Origin of the sequence: Nocardia jiangsuensis, assembly GCF_042650385.1 — a bacterium.
GTDB classification, from domain to species: domain Bacteria; phylum Actinomycetota; class Actinomycetes; order Mycobacteriales; family Mycobacteriaceae; genus Nocardia; species Nocardia jiangsuensis.
On the sequence record NZ_JBHSAX010000005.1, the window covers coordinates 223,494 to 239,797 of the forward strand.

The window sequence follows — 16,304 nt, forward strand, 5'->3', positions numbered from 1 at the left end:
TCCTCGGGAGGCGGCATGGCCGCGGGCACGAACGCGGTGCGGCGCGTTCGCCGGGATCGTGGAGCCGAGTGCCTCGCGGCTCAGCTGTAGCGGGGCTTCTCGGCCTGCTTGCTCTTCAGTTCGCTGGCGATCACCGCGGCCTGGGTGCGGCGCTCGACGCCGAGCTTGGCCAGCAGCCGGGAGACGTAGTTCTTGACCGTCTTCTCGGCCAGGAACATGCGCGCGGCGATCTGCCGGTTGGTCAGCCCCTCGCCGAGCAGGGTCAACAGGACGCGTTCCTGGTCGGTGAGTGCGGCGAGCGGACCGGTCTTCGCCTCGGCCTGGTCGCGCAGTTTGCGCATGAGCGCGGCCGCGGCGCGGTTGTCGAGCAACGAATTTCCGGCCCCGACCGCGCGGATGGCGTCGACGAGTTCGGTGCTGCCCACGTCCTTGACGACGTAGCCGCTGGCGCCGGCCAGGATGGCGTCGAGCATGGCCTGTTCGTCGGTGAACGAGGTCAGGATCAGGCAGCGCAGGTCGGGCAGCTGGGTGAGCAGGTCGCGGCAGAGCTCGATGCCGTTGCCGTCGGGCAGCCGCACGTCGAGGACGGCGACATCGGGGCGCAGCGCCGGGATGCGGGCCAGCGCGTGGGTGACGCTGTCGGCCTCGCCGATGACGCTGATGCCGTCCTCGGAGTCGATGAGGTCGGCCAGCCCGCGGCGCACGATCTCGTGGTCGTCGACCAGGAACACGGTGATCATGGCGGTCTCCTGCAGCTCGTCGTGCGCGGAGCGCACCGCGCTCTCAGTCATTGTGCGCCACCAGGACCGGGCAGTGCGCGCGCTGGACGAGCGCGTTGCCGGTCGAGCCGAGCAGCAGGCCGGTGAATCCGCCGCGCCCGCGGTTGCCGACCACGACGAGCCGGGCTCGTTTCGACCAGTCGAGGAGGTGGTGGCGGGGCCCGGACAGCCGCAGTTCGCGGCGGACCTCGACGTCGGGGTACTTCTCGCTCCAGCCGGCGAGCTGTTCGGCGAGCAGGGATTCGGCGTCGGCGAGCATGCGCGGTTCCTCGATGAGGTCGGGCAGCCCGGCGAACCGCGCGTACTCGGCGTCGGACCAGGTGTGCACGGCTACCAGCGGAGCCTTGCGTTCGGCGGCTTCGGTGAAGGCGGCCTCCACCGCGCCGGTCGAGGCCGGGCTGCCGTCGACGCCGACCACGATCGGGCCGGTGGGATGCTCCTCGCCGCGGGTCACCAGGATCGAGCCGTGCCCGTGCGCCACCACGGCCAGCAGGGTGGAGCCGAGGTGGGCGACGGTGCCGCCCGCGCCGGTGGCGCCGATGACCGTGAGGTAGGCCGCGGCCGATCGTTCGACCAGGGTGTCGGCGGCGCCGCGCTCGACCAGTTCGGTCTCGACCACGAGGTTCGGATCGAGGTCGGCCGCGATCCGGCGCGCCTTGCCGAGCATGTCGGCGCCCTCGGCGCGCATGGTCTCCACGACCGAGGGGATCATGGTGTCGTAGCTGCCGAGCACCAGCCGCACCGCGGCGGTGTTCACCGCGTGCACGATGTCGAGGCGGCGGCCGCGGGCGGCGGCGATCTCGGCGGCGAGCCCGACCGCGCGCAGCGCGGCGTCGGAGCCGTCGGCTCCGACCACGACGGGTGCGGTGGCGAGCCGGTGGGTGGCGGTGGTCATCGGGGGGTCCTTCCGGTGCGGACGGTGTGCCCGCGGTCGATGGTGAGGATGTCGGCGAGGTCCCTGCGGGCCGTCGGTTCGTGCCTGCTGTCCGGAGCGGTGCCGACGCGGACGAGAACCTGCGGGGTGCCGCCGCGTCGCAGCAGGCCCGCGATCATGGTGCGGACCGCGGGCAGCTCGGTCAGGTGGGTCAGGGTGCACGAGGCCGCGCCCGCCGCCGCGCATTCCAGCAGGACCGCCGAGAGCGCCTCCCCGGTGCGCAACCACTGCCCTGGCCGGTCACCGTCGGTGCTGAGCACGATGATCGCGGCCTGATCGGGCTGCTCGGTGCGGCGCGCCGAATGCGGCGCCGCCGGGAAGCGGCGGCCGAGCGGCACACCCGCGGCTTGCGCGTCGGAGGCCAGCGCGCCGACGGGAACACCGGTGTCGCCATCGTGCCCGACCCACCAGTGCAGCTCGGCCTGGTAGTCGAGGTCGCTGTCGTGCAGTATCGCGACCCGCGCGGAGGCCGCCGCCAGCCGGGGCCCGGCCGAGCTGTCGAGCTCGTTCAGCTCGACCTCGTGCGGGGAGGCCAGCATCCGCAGCCGGTGCAGTAGATCGGCCGGACCCGGCGGGGGCAGCATCGGCAGCCGGTCGGTCCAGCGCCTGGTCATGGCCGCGGCGCGGGTGTGCACCCCGGCCGGCGGATCGGACCAGGGGCGGAACCGCAGCGTGGCGAGGTGTTCCGGATGCTCGGGGTCGGGCATCCGGGTGACCTCGGTGCGCCAGCCCCGGTCCGCCAGCGCGGTGCGGGCGTGGTGCAGGGCGGCGCCGCAGCTGATGATCATCTGCCGTCCGCGCGGGTCGGCGGTGCTCAGCTGCCAGACGTCGTCGTAGTCCAGGTGCAGCGCGACGTCGTCCAGGGTCCACTGCCAGGGCTGGGTGTTGTGCACCGAGGGCGCACGGGAGGCGCTGCGCAGGGCGGCCCGGACGGTGTCGTCGTCGGGCCGGGCGAGGATGTCGGGATCGGCCATGCATCGAGTCTCGGCGCTGCGGGCGGCCGAGTGATACGGGCGAGGAGACCGGCTTGCGAGGACTTAGGTCCCCGGAACGGCCCTGGCCGCGCGGGTGACTTCCGAGCCGCCGCGAGGGACTTCCGCACTCTCGCCGTGGTCGCGAGCCTCGAACTGCCGGGCGGCCTCTCCGCCGACGCCGACTCGCCGGCTTCTGCTCCGGCACGAACACGGACCGGCTGGAACGGCAGGTGCGGGGTGAGTTCGTCGCGGGTCGTGCGAATCGCCGTGACGATGTCGCTCCCCTCTCCGGCGACATCGCCCCGTCGTATCCGGTCCGCACCCGCGGACCGGTGTTGCGCCGTCGGTCAGGCCCCGCACTTGCGCAGGAGCAGGAGCCGAGCACGGCGACGCCGCGCACCGCACAGACCGGCTGCAGCCGGGACACCCGGGCGCCGGTGCGGCGACCGGAAGGAGAAGAATCCGAGCCCCGCGGGGAGCCGGAAGGTCATCAGCCGGTAGGCCGGCACCGCGACCGCGGTCGGGACTCCGCCGGCCACCAGCCCGGCCCCGGCCGGCTCCGAACAGGCCCGCCGGGTCGGCTCGGAGTACTTCAGACCCGTTGTGCGCATTCACTTTCGGCGAGCACCGTGCCCCAGTCGTACGCGCGGGCCAGTTCGCCGGCGATCGCCGGGCCGACGGTGTCGGCGACCCGGAAGTCGGCGGGGGCCGCGGCGAGGGTGAAGCCCAGCCGTCGCAGCCGCTTGTCGATCGCGCGGGCCGCTGACCCGGTGAGCCACGCGGGCTTGTCCGCTCTGGTCCCGAATGCGGCCGCGCGCGTCCCCGCGGGGACCGGCGCGGCGGCGGCCAGCCACTCCCGCACTCCGGTCTCGGTGCCGGTGGCCGGGGTGTGCCCGCAGCGCCTGGCCGCCTCGGCCCGGCTCTGCGCCCGGCTCAGCCCGAAGGCATGAGTCGGTCCGCCGACCACGAGCAGGTCGACGGTGGAGTCGGGCAGCTCGGCGGCTTCGTCCACGCCGAGCAGCTGGACCGTGGCGTGCGACCGCATCCCCGCGGCTATCGCCTCTGCCAGCGCGGCCGTCGTGCCGAACATCGATTCGTAAACCACGCGCACCCGCACAGCGACCTCCTCGCAACACCCACATCCGACCCGTCCGACGCTACGGGGGCCCGCGCACGGCGGGCAGCGCCGAAATGCCCCGTCTGCTGGGACTTTCGGCCGTTCCGCACCAGTTCGGCGCCCGGCAGAATGGGGCTGTCGCGCACGGAGGGACTCGAGATGACGGCGCACGACACCATGCAGGTCTGGCGGACCGGCAACCCGGGGCCGATCGATTCCGGCCCGCTGCGGTCCGGCCGCGAACCGCTGCCCCGGCCCGGCGCGGGCGAGTTGCTGGTACGGATGCTGGCCTGCGGAGTGTGCCGCACCGATCTGCACGTGGTCGAGGGTGACCTGCCGGTGCACCACCCCGGCGTGGTGCCCGGCCACGAGATCGTCGGCGAGGTCGTCACCGGCGCGGGCACGTTCGCCGCGGGTGACCGGGTCGGCATTCCCTGGCTGCGCTGGACCTGCGGGCACTGCCGCTACTGCCTGCGCGGGGCGGAGAACCTGTGCCCGGCGTCGCGCTACACCGGCTGGGATGCTGACGGCGGCTACGCCGAATATGCCACCGTGCCTGCCGATTTCGCGCTGCCGCTGCCCGAGGGGTACGGCGATCGGGAGCTGGCGCCGCTGCTGTGCGCCGGCATCATCGGCTACCACGCGCTGCTGCGTGCCGAGCTGCCCGAGCACGGGGTGCTCGGCATCTACGGCTTCGGCGGCAGCGCGCACCTGACCGCGCAGGTGGCCCTGGCGCGCGGTGCGCGGGTGCACGTCATGACCCGCGGCGCCGCGGCCCGCGAGCTGGCCGCGGCGTTGGGCGCGGCCTCGGTGCAGGGCCCGGCCGACACCCCGCCGGAGGCGCTGGACGCCGCCGTGCTGTTCGCCCCGGCCGGCGAGCTGGTCCCGGTCGCGCTGGCGGCGCTCGACGCGGGCGGCACGCTGGCGCTGGCCGGAATCCACCTCAGCGACGTACCACCGCTCAACTATCAGCGGCACCTGTTCCGCGAACGCCAGCTGCGCAGCGTCACCGCCAACACCAGGGCCCAGGCGAGGGAGTTCCTCGCCTTCGCCGGGCGGCATCGCCTGCACGTCACGACCCACCGCTACGATCTCGGCGCCGCCGACGCCGCCCTGCGCGATCTCGCGCACGGCCGCTTCGACGGCGCCGCGGTCCTGACGCCGTGAATCCCGGACCGCTCAGCGTGCGCGGACGATGACGACCGGGCAGTCCGCGCCGTGCAGCACCGCCTGGCTCACCGAGCCGAGCGTCATCCCCGCGAACCCGCCGCGGCCGTGGCTGCCGACCACTACCATGCGCGCGTCCGCGCTCAGCGCGAGCAGCCGCCGAGCCGGATTGTCCTCGACCACGAGCCGCCGGACCGGCACGTCCGGATACTTCTCGGCGTATCCGGCCAGCGACTCGGCCAGCTCCACCTCGGCGTCGCGCTGCCGCTCCTCCGGCGGGATGTAGCCGTACCTGGTCCAGGCGTGCACGGCGACGAGTTCGCAACCGTGCCGCGATGCCTCGTCGAAGGCGAGTTCGATCGCCCGCTCGCTGCATTCCGAACCGTCGACGCCGACGACCACCACCGGCTGCTCGGGATGCCGCACGGCCGCGCCCGCCTGTCCGGAGCCGTCGGTGCCGACCACCACCGGGGCGAGAGAAGCGTTGACCGACATCATGATCTCCGATTCATCGCGGGTGGGCCACCAGCACCGGGCAGCGTGCGTGCTGGACGAGGGTGTTGCCGGTGGAGCCGAGCAGCAGGCCGGCGAAGCCGCCCCGGCCGCGGCTGCCGACCACGACCAGCTGGGCCGAGCCCGACCGGTGCAGCAGGTGGTGCGCGGGCCCGGAGGGATGTGTTTCCCGGTGCACCCTCACGTCCGGGAATCTCGCGATCCAGGGGTCGAGCTGCTCGGCCAGCACCGTGCGCGCGGCCGCGTCGATATCGTCGTCCTCGACCGCGACGGTGCGCGGCAGCCGCCCGTAGGGCAGATCGGCCCAGCAGTGCACCGCCACCAGCTCGGTGTGCCGCTCCCTGGCCTCGGCGAAGGCGGCCCGCAGCGCCGGCGCGCAGGACTGCCCGCCGTCGACGCCGACCACCACCGGCTCGCCGCCGTCCTTGCTGTGGCCGAGGCTGCCGCCGCGCACCACGATCACCGAGCCGTGTCCGTGCGCGACGACCTTCAGCAGCGTCGAGCCCAGATGCGCGACGGCGCCCGCGCCCGGATCCACCCCGAGGACGACGGCATCGGCGCTCCTGGACAGAGCCAGCAAAACCCGGCCCGGCTCGTCGTCGATGAGGTCGAGCTCGACGGCGAGGTCCCGCTCGACCGAGCGGGCCAGCTCGTCGGCGTCGGTCAGAAAGGCGGCGCCGCGGGCGCGCAGGCCATCCAGCACCGAGGGCTCCAGCACGTCGGAGCCGCCGAGCAGCCCGCGCGCCGCGACCAGGTCGAGCGCGTGCACCAGGCGAAGCGTGCGACCGCGCCGGGCGGCGGAGGCCGCGGCCCAGCGCACGGCGCTGTCACCGGCCAGCGAGCCGTCGACGCCGACGACGATCTGGCCGGTGGCCGGGCGGAGCGACGATCTCTCGAACATCGCGCCGCCGCTCAGCGCTCGCCGCGGGCGATGATCACCGGGCAGTCCGCGGCGTGCAGCACGGCCTGGCTCACCGACCCGAGCGTCATCCCGGCGAAGCCCCCGCGGCCGTGGCTGCCGACGACCACAAGCTGCGCGTCCTGCGCGGTGGCGAGCAGCCTGCGGGCGGGCCGGTCCTCGACCACGACCCGGCGCACGGGCACGTCCGGGTAGTTCTCGGCGAACCCGGCCAGCGATTCGGCCAGCAGCGCGGCGCCCTCGGTCTGCATCTCCTCGCGCGACACGTAGCGGCCGAACTCGGACCAGGCGTGCACCGCCACCAGCTCCACATCGCGCCGGCAGGCCTCGTCGAAGGCGACCTCCACCGCGTGCCTGCTCGCCGCCGAGCCGTCGACCCCGACGACCACCGGCCCCTGCTCGGGAATCACCGTGCCGCCGTCGGGAATCACCGCGACCGGGCACTCGGCGTGCCTGGCCACCCCGGTACTCACCGAGCCGAGCAGCCCGCGCCGCAGCGCGCCGAACCCGCGAGTGCCGACCACCAGCATCCTGGCGTCCTTGGCCGCGTCGCGCAGCGTCGGGATCGCCGACGCCTCGATCACCGCGGTGGAGATGGTCAGCTCACCGCCCGCGACATCACGCGCGAGCGTTCGTGCGGCGGTCACGATCTCGTTACCCGCCTCGCGCAGCGTGCCGAAGTCGATCGGCGCGTAGCCCACACCGGGACCGAAATCGACCGGGACGCCGACGGCGTGCACGATGTGCAGCGGTGCCCGGTGCGCGGCGGCCTCGCGGGCGGCCCAGCGCACGGCCGCGCCCGCCTGCTCCGATCCGTCGGTTCCGACCACGACGGGTGTGGGTGTTGTCGTGCTGGACATGGCTTTCGCTCCGATCAGTGGGTGTGGGCGACGAGCACCGGGCAGTGCGCGCGCTGGACGAGGGTGTTGCCGGTGGAGCCGAGCAGCAGGCCGGTGAACCCGCCGCGGCCGCGGCTGCCGACCACGACCAGCTGGGCGGTGCGCGACCACCGCAGCAGGTGTGTGCGCGGTCCCGACAGATAGACCCGCCGCTCGACGGTGACCTCGGGGTACTTCGCACTCCAGCCGGCCAGTTGTTCGGCGAGTCGGGTGGCGGCGGCGGTCTCCAGGTCAGCGTTGTCGAACTCGCCGGTCGCCCCCTCCCGGCTCGGGGGCAGGTCGATCCAGGCGTGCACGGCCACCAAGTCGGCGCCGCGCTCGCTCGCCTCGGCGAAAGCGGCGGCGAGCGCGGGTGCGCTGGTGCTGCCGTCGACCCCGACGACCACCGGGCCACCGCGCTCGGCGCGCTGCTCGAAAGCGGCATCGCGGACCACGACCACCGAGCCGTGGCCGTGCGCGACCACGTTCAGCAGGGTCGAGCCCAGATGTGCGACGGTGCCGCCGGTGCCTGTCGCGCCGAGCACCGTCAGGTGCGCGGACGCCGACCGCTCGACCAGCGCACGGGTCACGGTGGCATCGACGAGCTCGGTCTCGACCGTCAGCTCCGGGGCGACGCGGCGCGCGAAGCCAGCCGCTGCCTCCAGCATCGCCGCCGCCTGGGTCCGGATCCCGTGGATGACGTCCGGCAGGACGAGGTCGGTCGTGCCGAACATCGACAGCGTCGTCTCCAGCCCGAGCCCGTGCACCACCCGCAGGCGCCGCCCGCGCGCGGCCGCGGTGGCCGCGGCCCAGCGCAACGCCCGGTCGGCTCCGGCGGAACCATCGACGCCGACGACGATCTCGGCGACCGCCAACTGCGGATCCGCTCCGGTTTCGGGGGCCATGGAGTGTCCTTCCGATGCTGTGTCCCGCGCAGGCGGGCCTTGCTCCGAGTCTCGGCGTCGAAGCGACGGGCCGGTACGGCCGATGCGCACGGTTCTGCGGGGGCTTTGGTCCTCGCGAACAGGGCCCCGACGGCCCGGAAGACCCTCCTTCGGCGCGGGTGGGCGATGAGCGCCGGGCAGTGCGCGCGCCGCACCACCGTGGTACCGGTCGAGCCGCCTGCTGCCGATCACGACCAGCTGGGCACTTCGTTCGGGAAGTCGCGGCCTGCGCCGGGCGAAACGAATCCGATTGATCGGTTCGGTATGAGCGGGCGTAGGCAGAGCATCGAGCAGGCCGGGCTGAGCAGGGCTCGATGGAATCGGCTCGGCGTTCGGTGCGGCCGACGAACTCGTCCACCTCGAGGTTCACGAAGCCGCCACTGGGCCCACGTCGGTCCGATGCGTCGCGTTCAGTGGGCACGGTGGGTCGGAGATCAGTGCAGGCGGGACCAATCCTGCCACGTAGCCAGCGCCTGGCTCGTCTCGAGGTCCGGCCGGGTCCAGGCGGCATGGCAGAGAGCGCGAGCAGCGTCCAGCAGTTGCGTTCGGGTCGGCACGGTGCTGCTCGGTGGCCGCAGAGTCAGGCCATGATCCGATGCCGATACCGTCCACCCGGCACACAGCCATCGAGACCCGTCGTGGATGACAGATTCTCTGATGTGAAATAGCTCCTGCAGATCGAGCCCGAGGAAGGTAGGGCGATGAGGGGGCGGAGCGATCAGCAGGTCACGGAGGGTCGTAATTCCCGTCAGGACGAGCAGGCTGGGCAACCCCATTCGATTGCCGCCGGCGATATCGGTCTCCAGGGAGTCGCCGATCACCAAGTGGGGGCCGCTGGTGCGCGACAGAGCCTCCTGGTAGATCGGCTCGTAGGGCTTGCCCGCAAAATCAGGAGTTGCCCCGGTGGCCAACCGGACCGCTTCGGCCAATGCGCCGTTGCCTGGCGCGATTCCGCCTTCACGGGGAACCGCGATATCGCTGTTGGTGACGATCCACGGAACCCCGCGGCCGACCGCGTACGCCGCCTCGGCCAGCTGGCGCCAATCGACATCGGGTGCGAAGCCCTGGACGACGAGATCGGGGTCGTCGTCGGCCTTGTGGATCGGAATCAGGCCGTGTTCCCACAGCGCCGTCTTCATGGCGACGCCGCCCACCATCAGTACTCGTGCCCCGGGCATGCGCCGAGCCGCCAACGCCGCCGCGGCGTGGGCGGAGGTCACGACGTCTCCCTCAGCGGTGGGCAGCCCGAGCCCGGTGACCAGCGCGGCGACCTCGCACGGGGTGCGGGAGGCGTTGTTGGTCAGGTACAAGGTCCGCAGCCCGGCCGAACGGGCCGCGGCCAAGGCATCCACGGCGCCGTCCACGGGCGTTGTGCCGTGATAGACGACTCCGTCGAGATCGATCAGGGCACTCGCGAAGCGCTGCGCCAACGGCAACCTCGTCCCGGCCGGCTGCTGCTCCTGTGACATGAATTCCCCCATCGAAAGCTCTGTCCCTCAACATTTCATGTCGTTCCCGCGGCTGCCCTCACCTGCTCGGGTGTGTCGCCCCGAGGGTGGCCACCTCGTCGATAGGCGTTGACGACCTCGTGCAGAATGCCCAACTTCGCCGGAACCGGGTTGCCCGGGTGCCAGGCGATGCCGAACGTGCATTCGGTGAGGTCTTCGACGTCGAGGTAGCGCAGGTCGGGTCGAGGGTAGAGGTCGGCGGCGACTGCTGGAACGAAGGCGACCGTGCCTCCGAGCGAGACGGTGGACAGCAGCGACTCGAAACTCGAACCCGGGTGTGCGGCATAGCGGACCTGGGAGCCGTCCGGGCGCGGATTCACCGACCAGAAGTCGTAGCCCGCTCGGAAGGTCGGCGACACCAGGCTGATCACCCGGTGCTCGGCGAGATCGGCCAGCTCCAGCGAGGAGCGCTCGGTCAGCGGATCGGAGCCGGCGATGCACGCCAGACGTGGTTCGACAGCGAGTGGTTCGCAGTGCAAATCGTCGGGCACCGGAAAATGGGCGAAGGCCGCATCGATCTCACCAGATTGCAAGGCCACGAGTTGATCGCTGAATCGATCCAGCACTCGAACGTCGGGACCGAGATCGGGGTGCAGTTCGGTCAGCGCCGCGATGATGGCGCGGGTGGAATCCAGCGCGGTGAAGCTCTCGCACACCCCGAGCCGAAGACGTTCGGATCCAGAGGTCATGCGACGGGCGATATTGCGCAGCTCATCGGCTGCATCCACCACGCTGCGGGCTGCGGGCAGCACCGCGCGCCCCGCGGCGGTCAGCTCGACCCGGCGGCTGGAACGATGGAACAGCGCGACGCCGAGGCGTTCCTCGAGCGAGCGGATCTGCTGGCTGAGCGCGGGTTGGGTCAGATACAGCCGACGGGCGGCGCGCCCGAAGTGAAGCTCCTCGGCGAGGGTCAGCAGCAGTCGCAGCTGATGAGCGGTCGGATCGTCGATGCTTGCCAGGCGGAGTTCGGATTGATCAATAATCGACACGTTATCAAATTACACCGATTCTAATCGTTGCGCCATTGCTGGTCGGTGTGCCCGCCTGGCAGGCTGTTGATACGGAAGTCGGACATCTTCGGATGCCGACCGACCGCCGGATCGATCGCAGGCTGTGCCGTAGGCGGTTCGAAGCGGGTCAACGGGGACCGAGAATCAGTGGTATCTCCCGGCGTGCTGGGGGGGATTTCGAGTTTGGAGAGTGGCTGCTGCCATGTCTGTGGAGACCGACATTCCGCGCAAAGTTCTGGAATTTCTACATCGATATCAGCGTGTCCATCAGTCGGGCGAGGGAGTTCCCACAACGACGGATCGCATCGCCGAAGCCTACGAGAATCGCAAATCCAAGATCGATCACTTCGTCCGTCGAAACGAATCCATTCATTTTGTGATACCAGCCTTTCCGGCGAAGTCGCCGAACCGGAACAAGGTACTGGGCTCAACTCCTGATCTCGGGGAGAACATCGCACTCGGATTCCTGCAGTCACTGTGCGACTACGTCGGCCACTTCTATTCGCCGGGCGCGCGCATCACTATCTGTTCGGATGGTCACGTATTCGGTGACGTGGTCGGCGTGTCCGACATTCTTGTGACCGAGTATCGCGATGAAATCGAGAAGCTTGTCGCGACGGCGGGATGGATGTCGCTGGACATGTTCGGGTTGGACGATGCTTTCGGCAGCCAGGACTATCCGAAGCTACGCGACGTGCTCGAGTGTGACTACTCCGACTCGCTCGCGGAATTGAAGGAAAGCGTTCGAACCGACGCGGCTACGCGCGCGCTCTTCGACGGTATCCATCGGTTCATGTTCGAGGATGCGATGAGTACGTGCGAAGCTGATGTATCGCGAACGAAGATACGTAATCAATCGAAGGCAAGCGCCTATCAGACCATTCGGCGCAGTAATGCATGGAGCCGTGTGGTGTCGGAGCACTTCCCCGATGCGGTTCGGTTGTCGATTCATCCGCAGCCGCCGCATTCGGAGAAGTTCGGACTGCATCTGGTGGGGACGGGTGACAGTTGGCTCACCCCGTGGCACGGTGTCGTGCTCGACGACGGCGTTCGTCGCAGACTCGTAAAGCGTTGGGAAGCAGAAGAACTCGGGGCGACCATGGTCTCGCGGCACAACCGCCCGAGTCATTTCGTCGCTCCGCAGATCGCTGCGGATTCCAGGGAGGAAATTTCGGCATGAAGCTCTCACACAATCCTCTGCGACCATTCGGTCGCGTGGTCGAGGCGTCTGGTGATGCACAGATCTCCGACATCCCGGTCGACACCTTGGCCCGATGGGTCGTGGAATCCCGTGTGCTGGTGCTGCGCGGCTTCTCGTTGCTGGACACACAGGTATTCGCCGACTACTGCCGGCTATGGGGCGAAGTTCTCGAATGGGAGGTAGGCGAAGTCGTCGACCTGGTCGTGCAGGACGATCCGAAGAACTATCTCTTCGCGAGCGGCGATGTGCCGTTTCATTGGGACGGCGCCTTCGTCGACGCCGACCCACGATGGTTCTTCTTCCAGTGTCTGGATGCTACTCCGGAGGCCGGTGGTGAGACCGTGTTCTGCGACACCACAGCCGTGTATCGAGATGTCGACGACGCGACTCGAGAATTGTGGTCGGGGATCAGCCTCACTTACTCGACGGAAAAGCTGGCACATTACGGGGGAGAGGTCACCGAGCAGCTTGTCTCACAGCACCCGGGGACAGGTCTTCCCGTACTTCGTTTCGCGGAACCGCTGGATCCGAACGTCTACCGCAACCCGGTCTCGGTCACCGCGCACGGTGTCGAGAAGGGCACGCAGGAGCTGTTCGTGAAGGAGCTGTCCGAGCGCCTGCACCGCCGCGAATACTGCTACGACCACGCCTGGCACAAAGGCGACATCCTCATCGCGGACAATTTCTCGCTCGTGCACGGACGAAACGCGTTCAGGGGGCCGACGAATCGGCACCTGCAACGTGTCGAAGTGATTTGATATGGGTACGTCGATTGGAATTGTCGGGGCAGGCATATCAGGTCTGCATCTGGCGCTCAGGCTGCAACAACTCGGAATCGAATCCACCCTGTACACAGGCCAGGATCCCGACGAGATCCGAAGCGGCCCGCCGCTGAACTTTGTCACCCGTTTCGGATCTACCCGGGAGCGTGAAAATTCGCTCGGCATCACCGAATGGTCGTCGAGCGAGTTCGACAACCCATGGATGCACATGCGAATCGAGGGGGAGCATTCGCTGGTCCTTCGGGGTGCGTTGCCGCGACCGGCCAGTTCGGTCGACTTCCGGTTGTATCTGGCCGGGTTGCTGGAGGCGGTGACCGAGCGCGGCGGAGCCGTTGTGCAGAGCCGACCGGCGGACGGCCGGGATCTCGCCGACCTCGCCGCGCGCCACGACCTGCTGATCGTCGCGGCGGGGCGGGGTGAGCTGCAGGAGGTTTTCGCCCGTGATCCGGCGCGTTCCCCATTCAGGGCAGCGCCGAGAGTTCTTGCGGGCGGTCTGTTTCGGGGCATCGCCCCGCCGGAACCGCCCGGCATGAGTATGAACATGGTCCCGGGGGTCGGTGAGATCCACGCACCGACCTTCCATTCCTTCGACGGCCGCGTCACAGCTGTGCTGATCGAGGCGGTGCCCGGTGGAGCGTTTCGAACGGTGACCGGGCCTGAGCATCGCCACGATCCCGAGCTGTTCGCGAAGGCGGTACTCGATCTCGTCACCAGCCATGCGCCGTCACTACGTGAGCGCGTCGATGACAGAGAGTTCGGTCTGACCCGGCCGATTGATATCATGCAGGGCGCGCTGGTGCCCACAGTCCGCCGCGGGTGGGCCCAGATGGGCGAAGGCCGGCATGCCCTGGCGATCGGCGACGCGTGGATCGTGAACGACCCGCTCACCGCGCAGGGAGCCAATCTCGGTTCCGCGCAGGCGTTTCAGGTCGCGCAAGCACTGGCATCGCACCGGGGAGTCTACGACGCGAACTTCTGTATGGCGCTCTCCGAACAGTTGTGGGCCACGGCGCAACCGGTCGTCGACTGGACGAACATGTTTCTCGGTGCTCCCGCGCCACAGGTCCTCTCACTTCTCACCGCCGCATCCGACGACCAGCGCGTCGCCGACGCGTTCATCGCGAATCTGGACGATCCGCGAGCGATGTGGCACAGCATCAGCATGCCCGAGCGCACCGCGGCATTCATCGAAGCGGCTCAGTCGACGAGGAGCGAGCAGTGACCGTGCAGGTCGGATTGGTCTGGGACGCTGTAGGATCCGTTGACAGCGGTCGTGGCTTGCTCGAGCTGGCTTGCGCGCACGGGCTGGATGCCTTCCTGGTCTTCGACCACTTGATCAATGCCTTCCCCAGCCAGGCATGGGGTACGGACTTCACCTATTCGGCGTCCCATGCGCCGACACCGGATCAATGCCTCGACTTCGCCACGGTGCTGGGCAACTTCGCGCCGCTAGCGGGGCCGGTCCAGCTGATGGTCGGTGTCACCGACCCGAATCGACGGCACCCCGCGATTCTGGCGCAGACGGCATTGACGCTGGCGCAGTTCACCGAGCGCGCACCGGTACTCGGCATCGGAGCAGGCGCCTTGGAGAACCTCCAACCCTACGGATTACCGCACGATCGCCGAGTCGACCGGGTGGAGGAGGCGCTGCAGATCCTGCGCATGCTGCTCGGAGGGACAGGCCCGCACGATTTCCGAGGCAAACACTTCACCCTGGATCAAGCATTGATGGGTCTGCGGGCTCCGGAAGGTCGGGAGCCGCGGCTGTGGGTCGGCGCCAGCCGTGACCGGATGCTCGATCTGACCGGCAGATACGCGGATGGATGGCTGCCGGCCGAACTCATGAAGCCAGTCGAGTACACGCGCCGATTGCGGGTCGTGCGGCAGTCGGCCGAGGCCGCAGGCCGGGATCCGGCGGCGATTGTCGCCTCCGGCGGGGTACCGATCGTGGTCGCCGAAACCGACGAGGCAGCCCATGCGCTGTTGGACTGCACCCCCATCCGGTTTCTCGCTCTGCACGCCGGTGCCGACGCGTGGGCCGCGCACGGTGCCGAGCACCCCTTCGGCGCTGATTACCAGGGGCTCAAGGATCTGTTGCCGCACACGCTGACACGCGAGGACGTACAGCGGGCGATGGCGGTGATCCCGGACCGGGTCGTGGCGGATCAGGTACTCGTCGGGAGCAGGCAGACCGTGCTCGACCGAATCGGCGAGCTGGTCGAGGCAGGTCTGCAACACCCGATGCTGATCCCGGTCTCGGCTATGGCTTCGCCGGAGGCCGCGGCGTTCACCCTCGAGTCGGTGGCTTGGCTGGCGCGTGAACTGCGTGCACCCGTACAGATGGGAGAGATCGCGGTATGAGCACCGTCGGCGTGGTCGGAACGGGGATCTCCGGGCTGCAGCTCGCCCTGCGGCTCCAACAGCTCGGGATCGGGGTCGTGGTCTACTCCGCACACGATCTCGATCAGCTCGCCACCGGGCGACCTCGCAACTTCCCAGCCCGATTCGGGCCCACCCAGCAACGAGAGCGCCAGCTCGGGATCTTCGACTGGGACACCCCCGACGCCCAGGTACGCCGCTGGGATGTAACCCTCGGAACAGGTGCTCGCACACTGGCATTTCACGGGGAGCTGCGCCCACCGTCGAGCGTCGTGGACTTCCGGCTCTACCTGCCACACCTGTGCGCCAGGTTCACCGAGCGTGGCGGAGAGGTCGTCGTCGGAGCGCGATTGATCACCGACGTGGCCGAGCAGCACGAGCTGGTGGTGGTGGCCAACGGGGATCGCTCGATGCGGGAGTTGTTCCCGCGTGACGCGTCACGCTCGGTGTTCGATGCTCCCCAGCGGATCCTGTGCAGTGGTTTGTACCGCGGAATCAGCGAGGACACACCACAATCGCTGGACCTGTGCCTGATCCCCGGCATCGGGGAGATCTTCCGCATCCCGTTTCTGACACCACAGGGACGCGCTGATGTGCTGGCGTTCGAAGCTGTTCCCGGCGGACCGCTCGAGCCGATCTCCCGGGTCGATCCCGCTGTCGAACCCGAGAGGTTCTACCGCGACGTTCTCGTCCTACTCGGCGAGTTCGCGCCCGGACTGCGAGAGCGGGTCGACGGCCGTGACTTCGCGCTCATCGGACCCGGCGAGTTGGCCCAGGGCAGCGTGACGCCGACGGTCCGCCACGGCTGGGCATGCCTGCCGAACGGTAAGTGCGCCATCGCGATCGGTGACGCGTGGATCACCAACGACCCGCTTACCGCGCAGGGCGCGAATCTCGGATCGCATACGGCGTTTGCGCTCGCCGACCTGATCGTGGCCCGAGCGGGCCCCTACGACGAGGCGTTCTGCCGCGCCGCCTCAGAGCAGCTCTGGGTTCATGCCCGCAACGTTGTGGACTGGAGTGCGGCGTTTCTCGGGCCTGCGCCCGCGCACACGACCGCGCTGTTGGCGAAGGCCGCCGAGGACAAACGGATCGCCGAAGCGTTCATCAACAACTTCAACGACCCGGTCGCGATGTGGCAGAGCTTGGCCGGCCCGCAGGGAACCGAGTCGTTCCTTGCTGAATTCATCGAGGAGTGA

At 69.5% G+C, this 16,304-nt stretch carries 16 protein-coding genes; 6 read left to right on the forward strand and 10 right to left on the reverse strand.

Annotated elements, in window-relative coordinates; genetic code table 11:
- Window positions 1–80: 80 nt before the first annotated feature.
- From ACFO0B_RS06235 to ACFO0B_RS06250, 4 genes are all read right to left on the reverse strand, one after another.
- On the reverse strand, window positions 81–740 hold the full coding sequence (locus ACFO0B_RS06235) for a response regulator transcription factor (RefSeq protein WP_378611383.1): 660 nt from the start codon (window positions 738–740) through the stop codon (window positions 81–83).
- A 43-nt stretch (window positions 741–783) separates the two neighbouring features.
- On the reverse strand, window positions 784–1,674 hold the full coding sequence (locus ACFO0B_RS06240) for a universal stress protein (protein ID WP_378611331.1): 891 nt from the start codon (window positions 1,672–1,674) through the stop codon (window positions 784–786).
- Entirely contained in the window at window positions 1,671–2,687 is a 1,017-nt protein-coding gene (locus tag ACFO0B_RS06245) for an Acg family FMN-binding oxidoreductase (RefSeq protein ID WP_378611332.1), read from the reverse strand. Before ACFO0B_RS06245 ends, ACFO0B_RS06240 begins: the two co-directional genes overlap by 4 nt.
- Before the next feature lie 592 nt (window positions 2,688–3,279).
- A complete protein-coding gene (locus tag ACFO0B_RS06250; protein ID WP_378611333.1) occupies window positions 3,280–3,804 on the reverse strand; it encodes a flavodoxin domain-containing protein in 525 nt (174 codons plus the stop codon).
- A 177-nt stretch (window positions 3,805–3,981) separates the two neighbouring features.
- Here ACFO0B_RS06250 and ACFO0B_RS06255 point away from each other — a divergent pair, with 177 nt between their 5' ends.
- Complete coding sequence (locus ACFO0B_RS06255; protein WP_378611384.1) at window positions 3,982–4,971, forward strand: zinc-binding alcohol dehydrogenase family protein; 990 nt, start codon at window positions 3,982–3,984, stop codon at window positions 4,969–4,971.
- A 12-nt stretch (window positions 4,972–4,983) separates the two neighbouring features.
- Here ACFO0B_RS06255 and ACFO0B_RS06260 read toward each other — a convergent pair whose 3' ends face one another.
- The 6 genes from ACFO0B_RS06260 to ACFO0B_RS06285 form a co-directional block, all read right to left on the reverse strand.
- A complete protein-coding gene (locus ACFO0B_RS06260) occupies window positions 4,984–5,466 on the reverse strand; it encodes a universal stress protein (protein WP_378611334.1) in 483 nt (160 codons plus the stop codon).
- Between the two features lie 13 nt (window positions 5,467–5,479).
- Window positions 5,480–6,385: a universal stress protein gene (locus ACFO0B_RS06265; RefSeq protein WP_378611335.1), complete on the reverse strand. Its 906-nt coding sequence runs from the start codon at window positions 6,383–6,385 to the stop codon at window positions 5,480–5,482.
- 11 nt (window positions 6,386–6,396) lie between these two features.
- Window positions 6,397–7,263: a universal stress protein gene (locus tag ACFO0B_RS06270; RefSeq protein ID WP_378611336.1), complete on the reverse strand. Its 867-nt coding sequence runs from the start codon at window positions 7,261–7,263 to the stop codon at window positions 6,397–6,399.
- 14 nt (window positions 7,264–7,277) lie between these two features.
- Window positions 7,278–8,186 carry a universal stress protein gene (locus ACFO0B_RS06275; protein ID WP_378611337.1) on the reverse strand — a complete coding sequence of 303 codons (909 nt, stop codon included), beginning with the start codon at window positions 8,184–8,186 and terminating at the stop codon, window positions 7,278–7,280.
- A 473-nt stretch (window positions 8,187–8,659) separates the two neighbouring features.
- Window positions 8,660–9,694, reverse strand: a complete 1,035-nt coding sequence (locus tag ACFO0B_RS06280; RefSeq protein ID WP_378611338.1) for an HAD-IIA family hydrolase — start codon at window positions 9,692–9,694, stop codon at window positions 8,660–8,662.
- Between the two features lie 35 nt (window positions 9,695–9,729).
- Window positions 9,730–10,722: a LysR family transcriptional regulator gene (locus tag ACFO0B_RS06285; RefSeq protein WP_378611339.1), complete on the reverse strand. Its 993-nt coding sequence runs from the start codon at window positions 10,720–10,722 to the stop codon at window positions 9,730–9,732.
- Window positions 10,723–10,933: 211 nt separating this feature from the next.
- Between ACFO0B_RS06285 and ACFO0B_RS06290 the strand changes: the two genes are divergently transcribed.
- From ACFO0B_RS06290 to ACFO0B_RS06310, 5 genes are read left to right on the forward strand one after another with little or no spacing between them, the layout of a single operon-like run.
- Window positions 10,934–11,923: an L-tyrosine/L-tryptophan isonitrile synthase family protein gene (locus ACFO0B_RS06290; protein WP_378611340.1), complete on the forward strand. Its 990-nt coding sequence runs from the start codon at window positions 10,934–10,936 to the stop codon at window positions 11,921–11,923.
- Window positions 11,920–12,702, forward strand: a complete 783-nt coding sequence (locus ACFO0B_RS06295) for a TauD/TfdA dioxygenase family protein (protein ID WP_378611341.1) — start codon at window positions 11,920–11,922, stop codon at window positions 12,700–12,702. Before ACFO0B_RS06290 ends, ACFO0B_RS06295 begins: the two co-directional genes overlap by 4 nt.
- Window position 12,703: 1 nt before the next feature.
- Window positions 12,704–13,948, forward strand: a complete 1,245-nt coding sequence (locus ACFO0B_RS06300) for a styrene monooxygenase/indole monooxygenase family protein (protein ID WP_378611342.1) — start codon at window positions 12,704–12,706, stop codon at window positions 13,946–13,948.
- Entirely contained in the window at window positions 13,945–15,087 is a 1,143-nt protein-coding gene (locus ACFO0B_RS06305; protein WP_378611343.1) for an LLM class flavin-dependent oxidoreductase, read from the forward strand. Before ACFO0B_RS06300 ends, ACFO0B_RS06305 begins: the two co-directional genes overlap by 4 nt.
- Window positions 15,084–16,304 carry a styrene monooxygenase/indole monooxygenase family protein gene (locus tag ACFO0B_RS06310; protein ID WP_378611344.1) on the forward strand — a complete coding sequence of 407 codons (1,221 nt, stop codon included), beginning with the start codon at window positions 15,084–15,086 and terminating at the stop codon, window positions 16,302–16,304. Before ACFO0B_RS06305 ends, ACFO0B_RS06310 begins: the two co-directional genes overlap by 4 nt.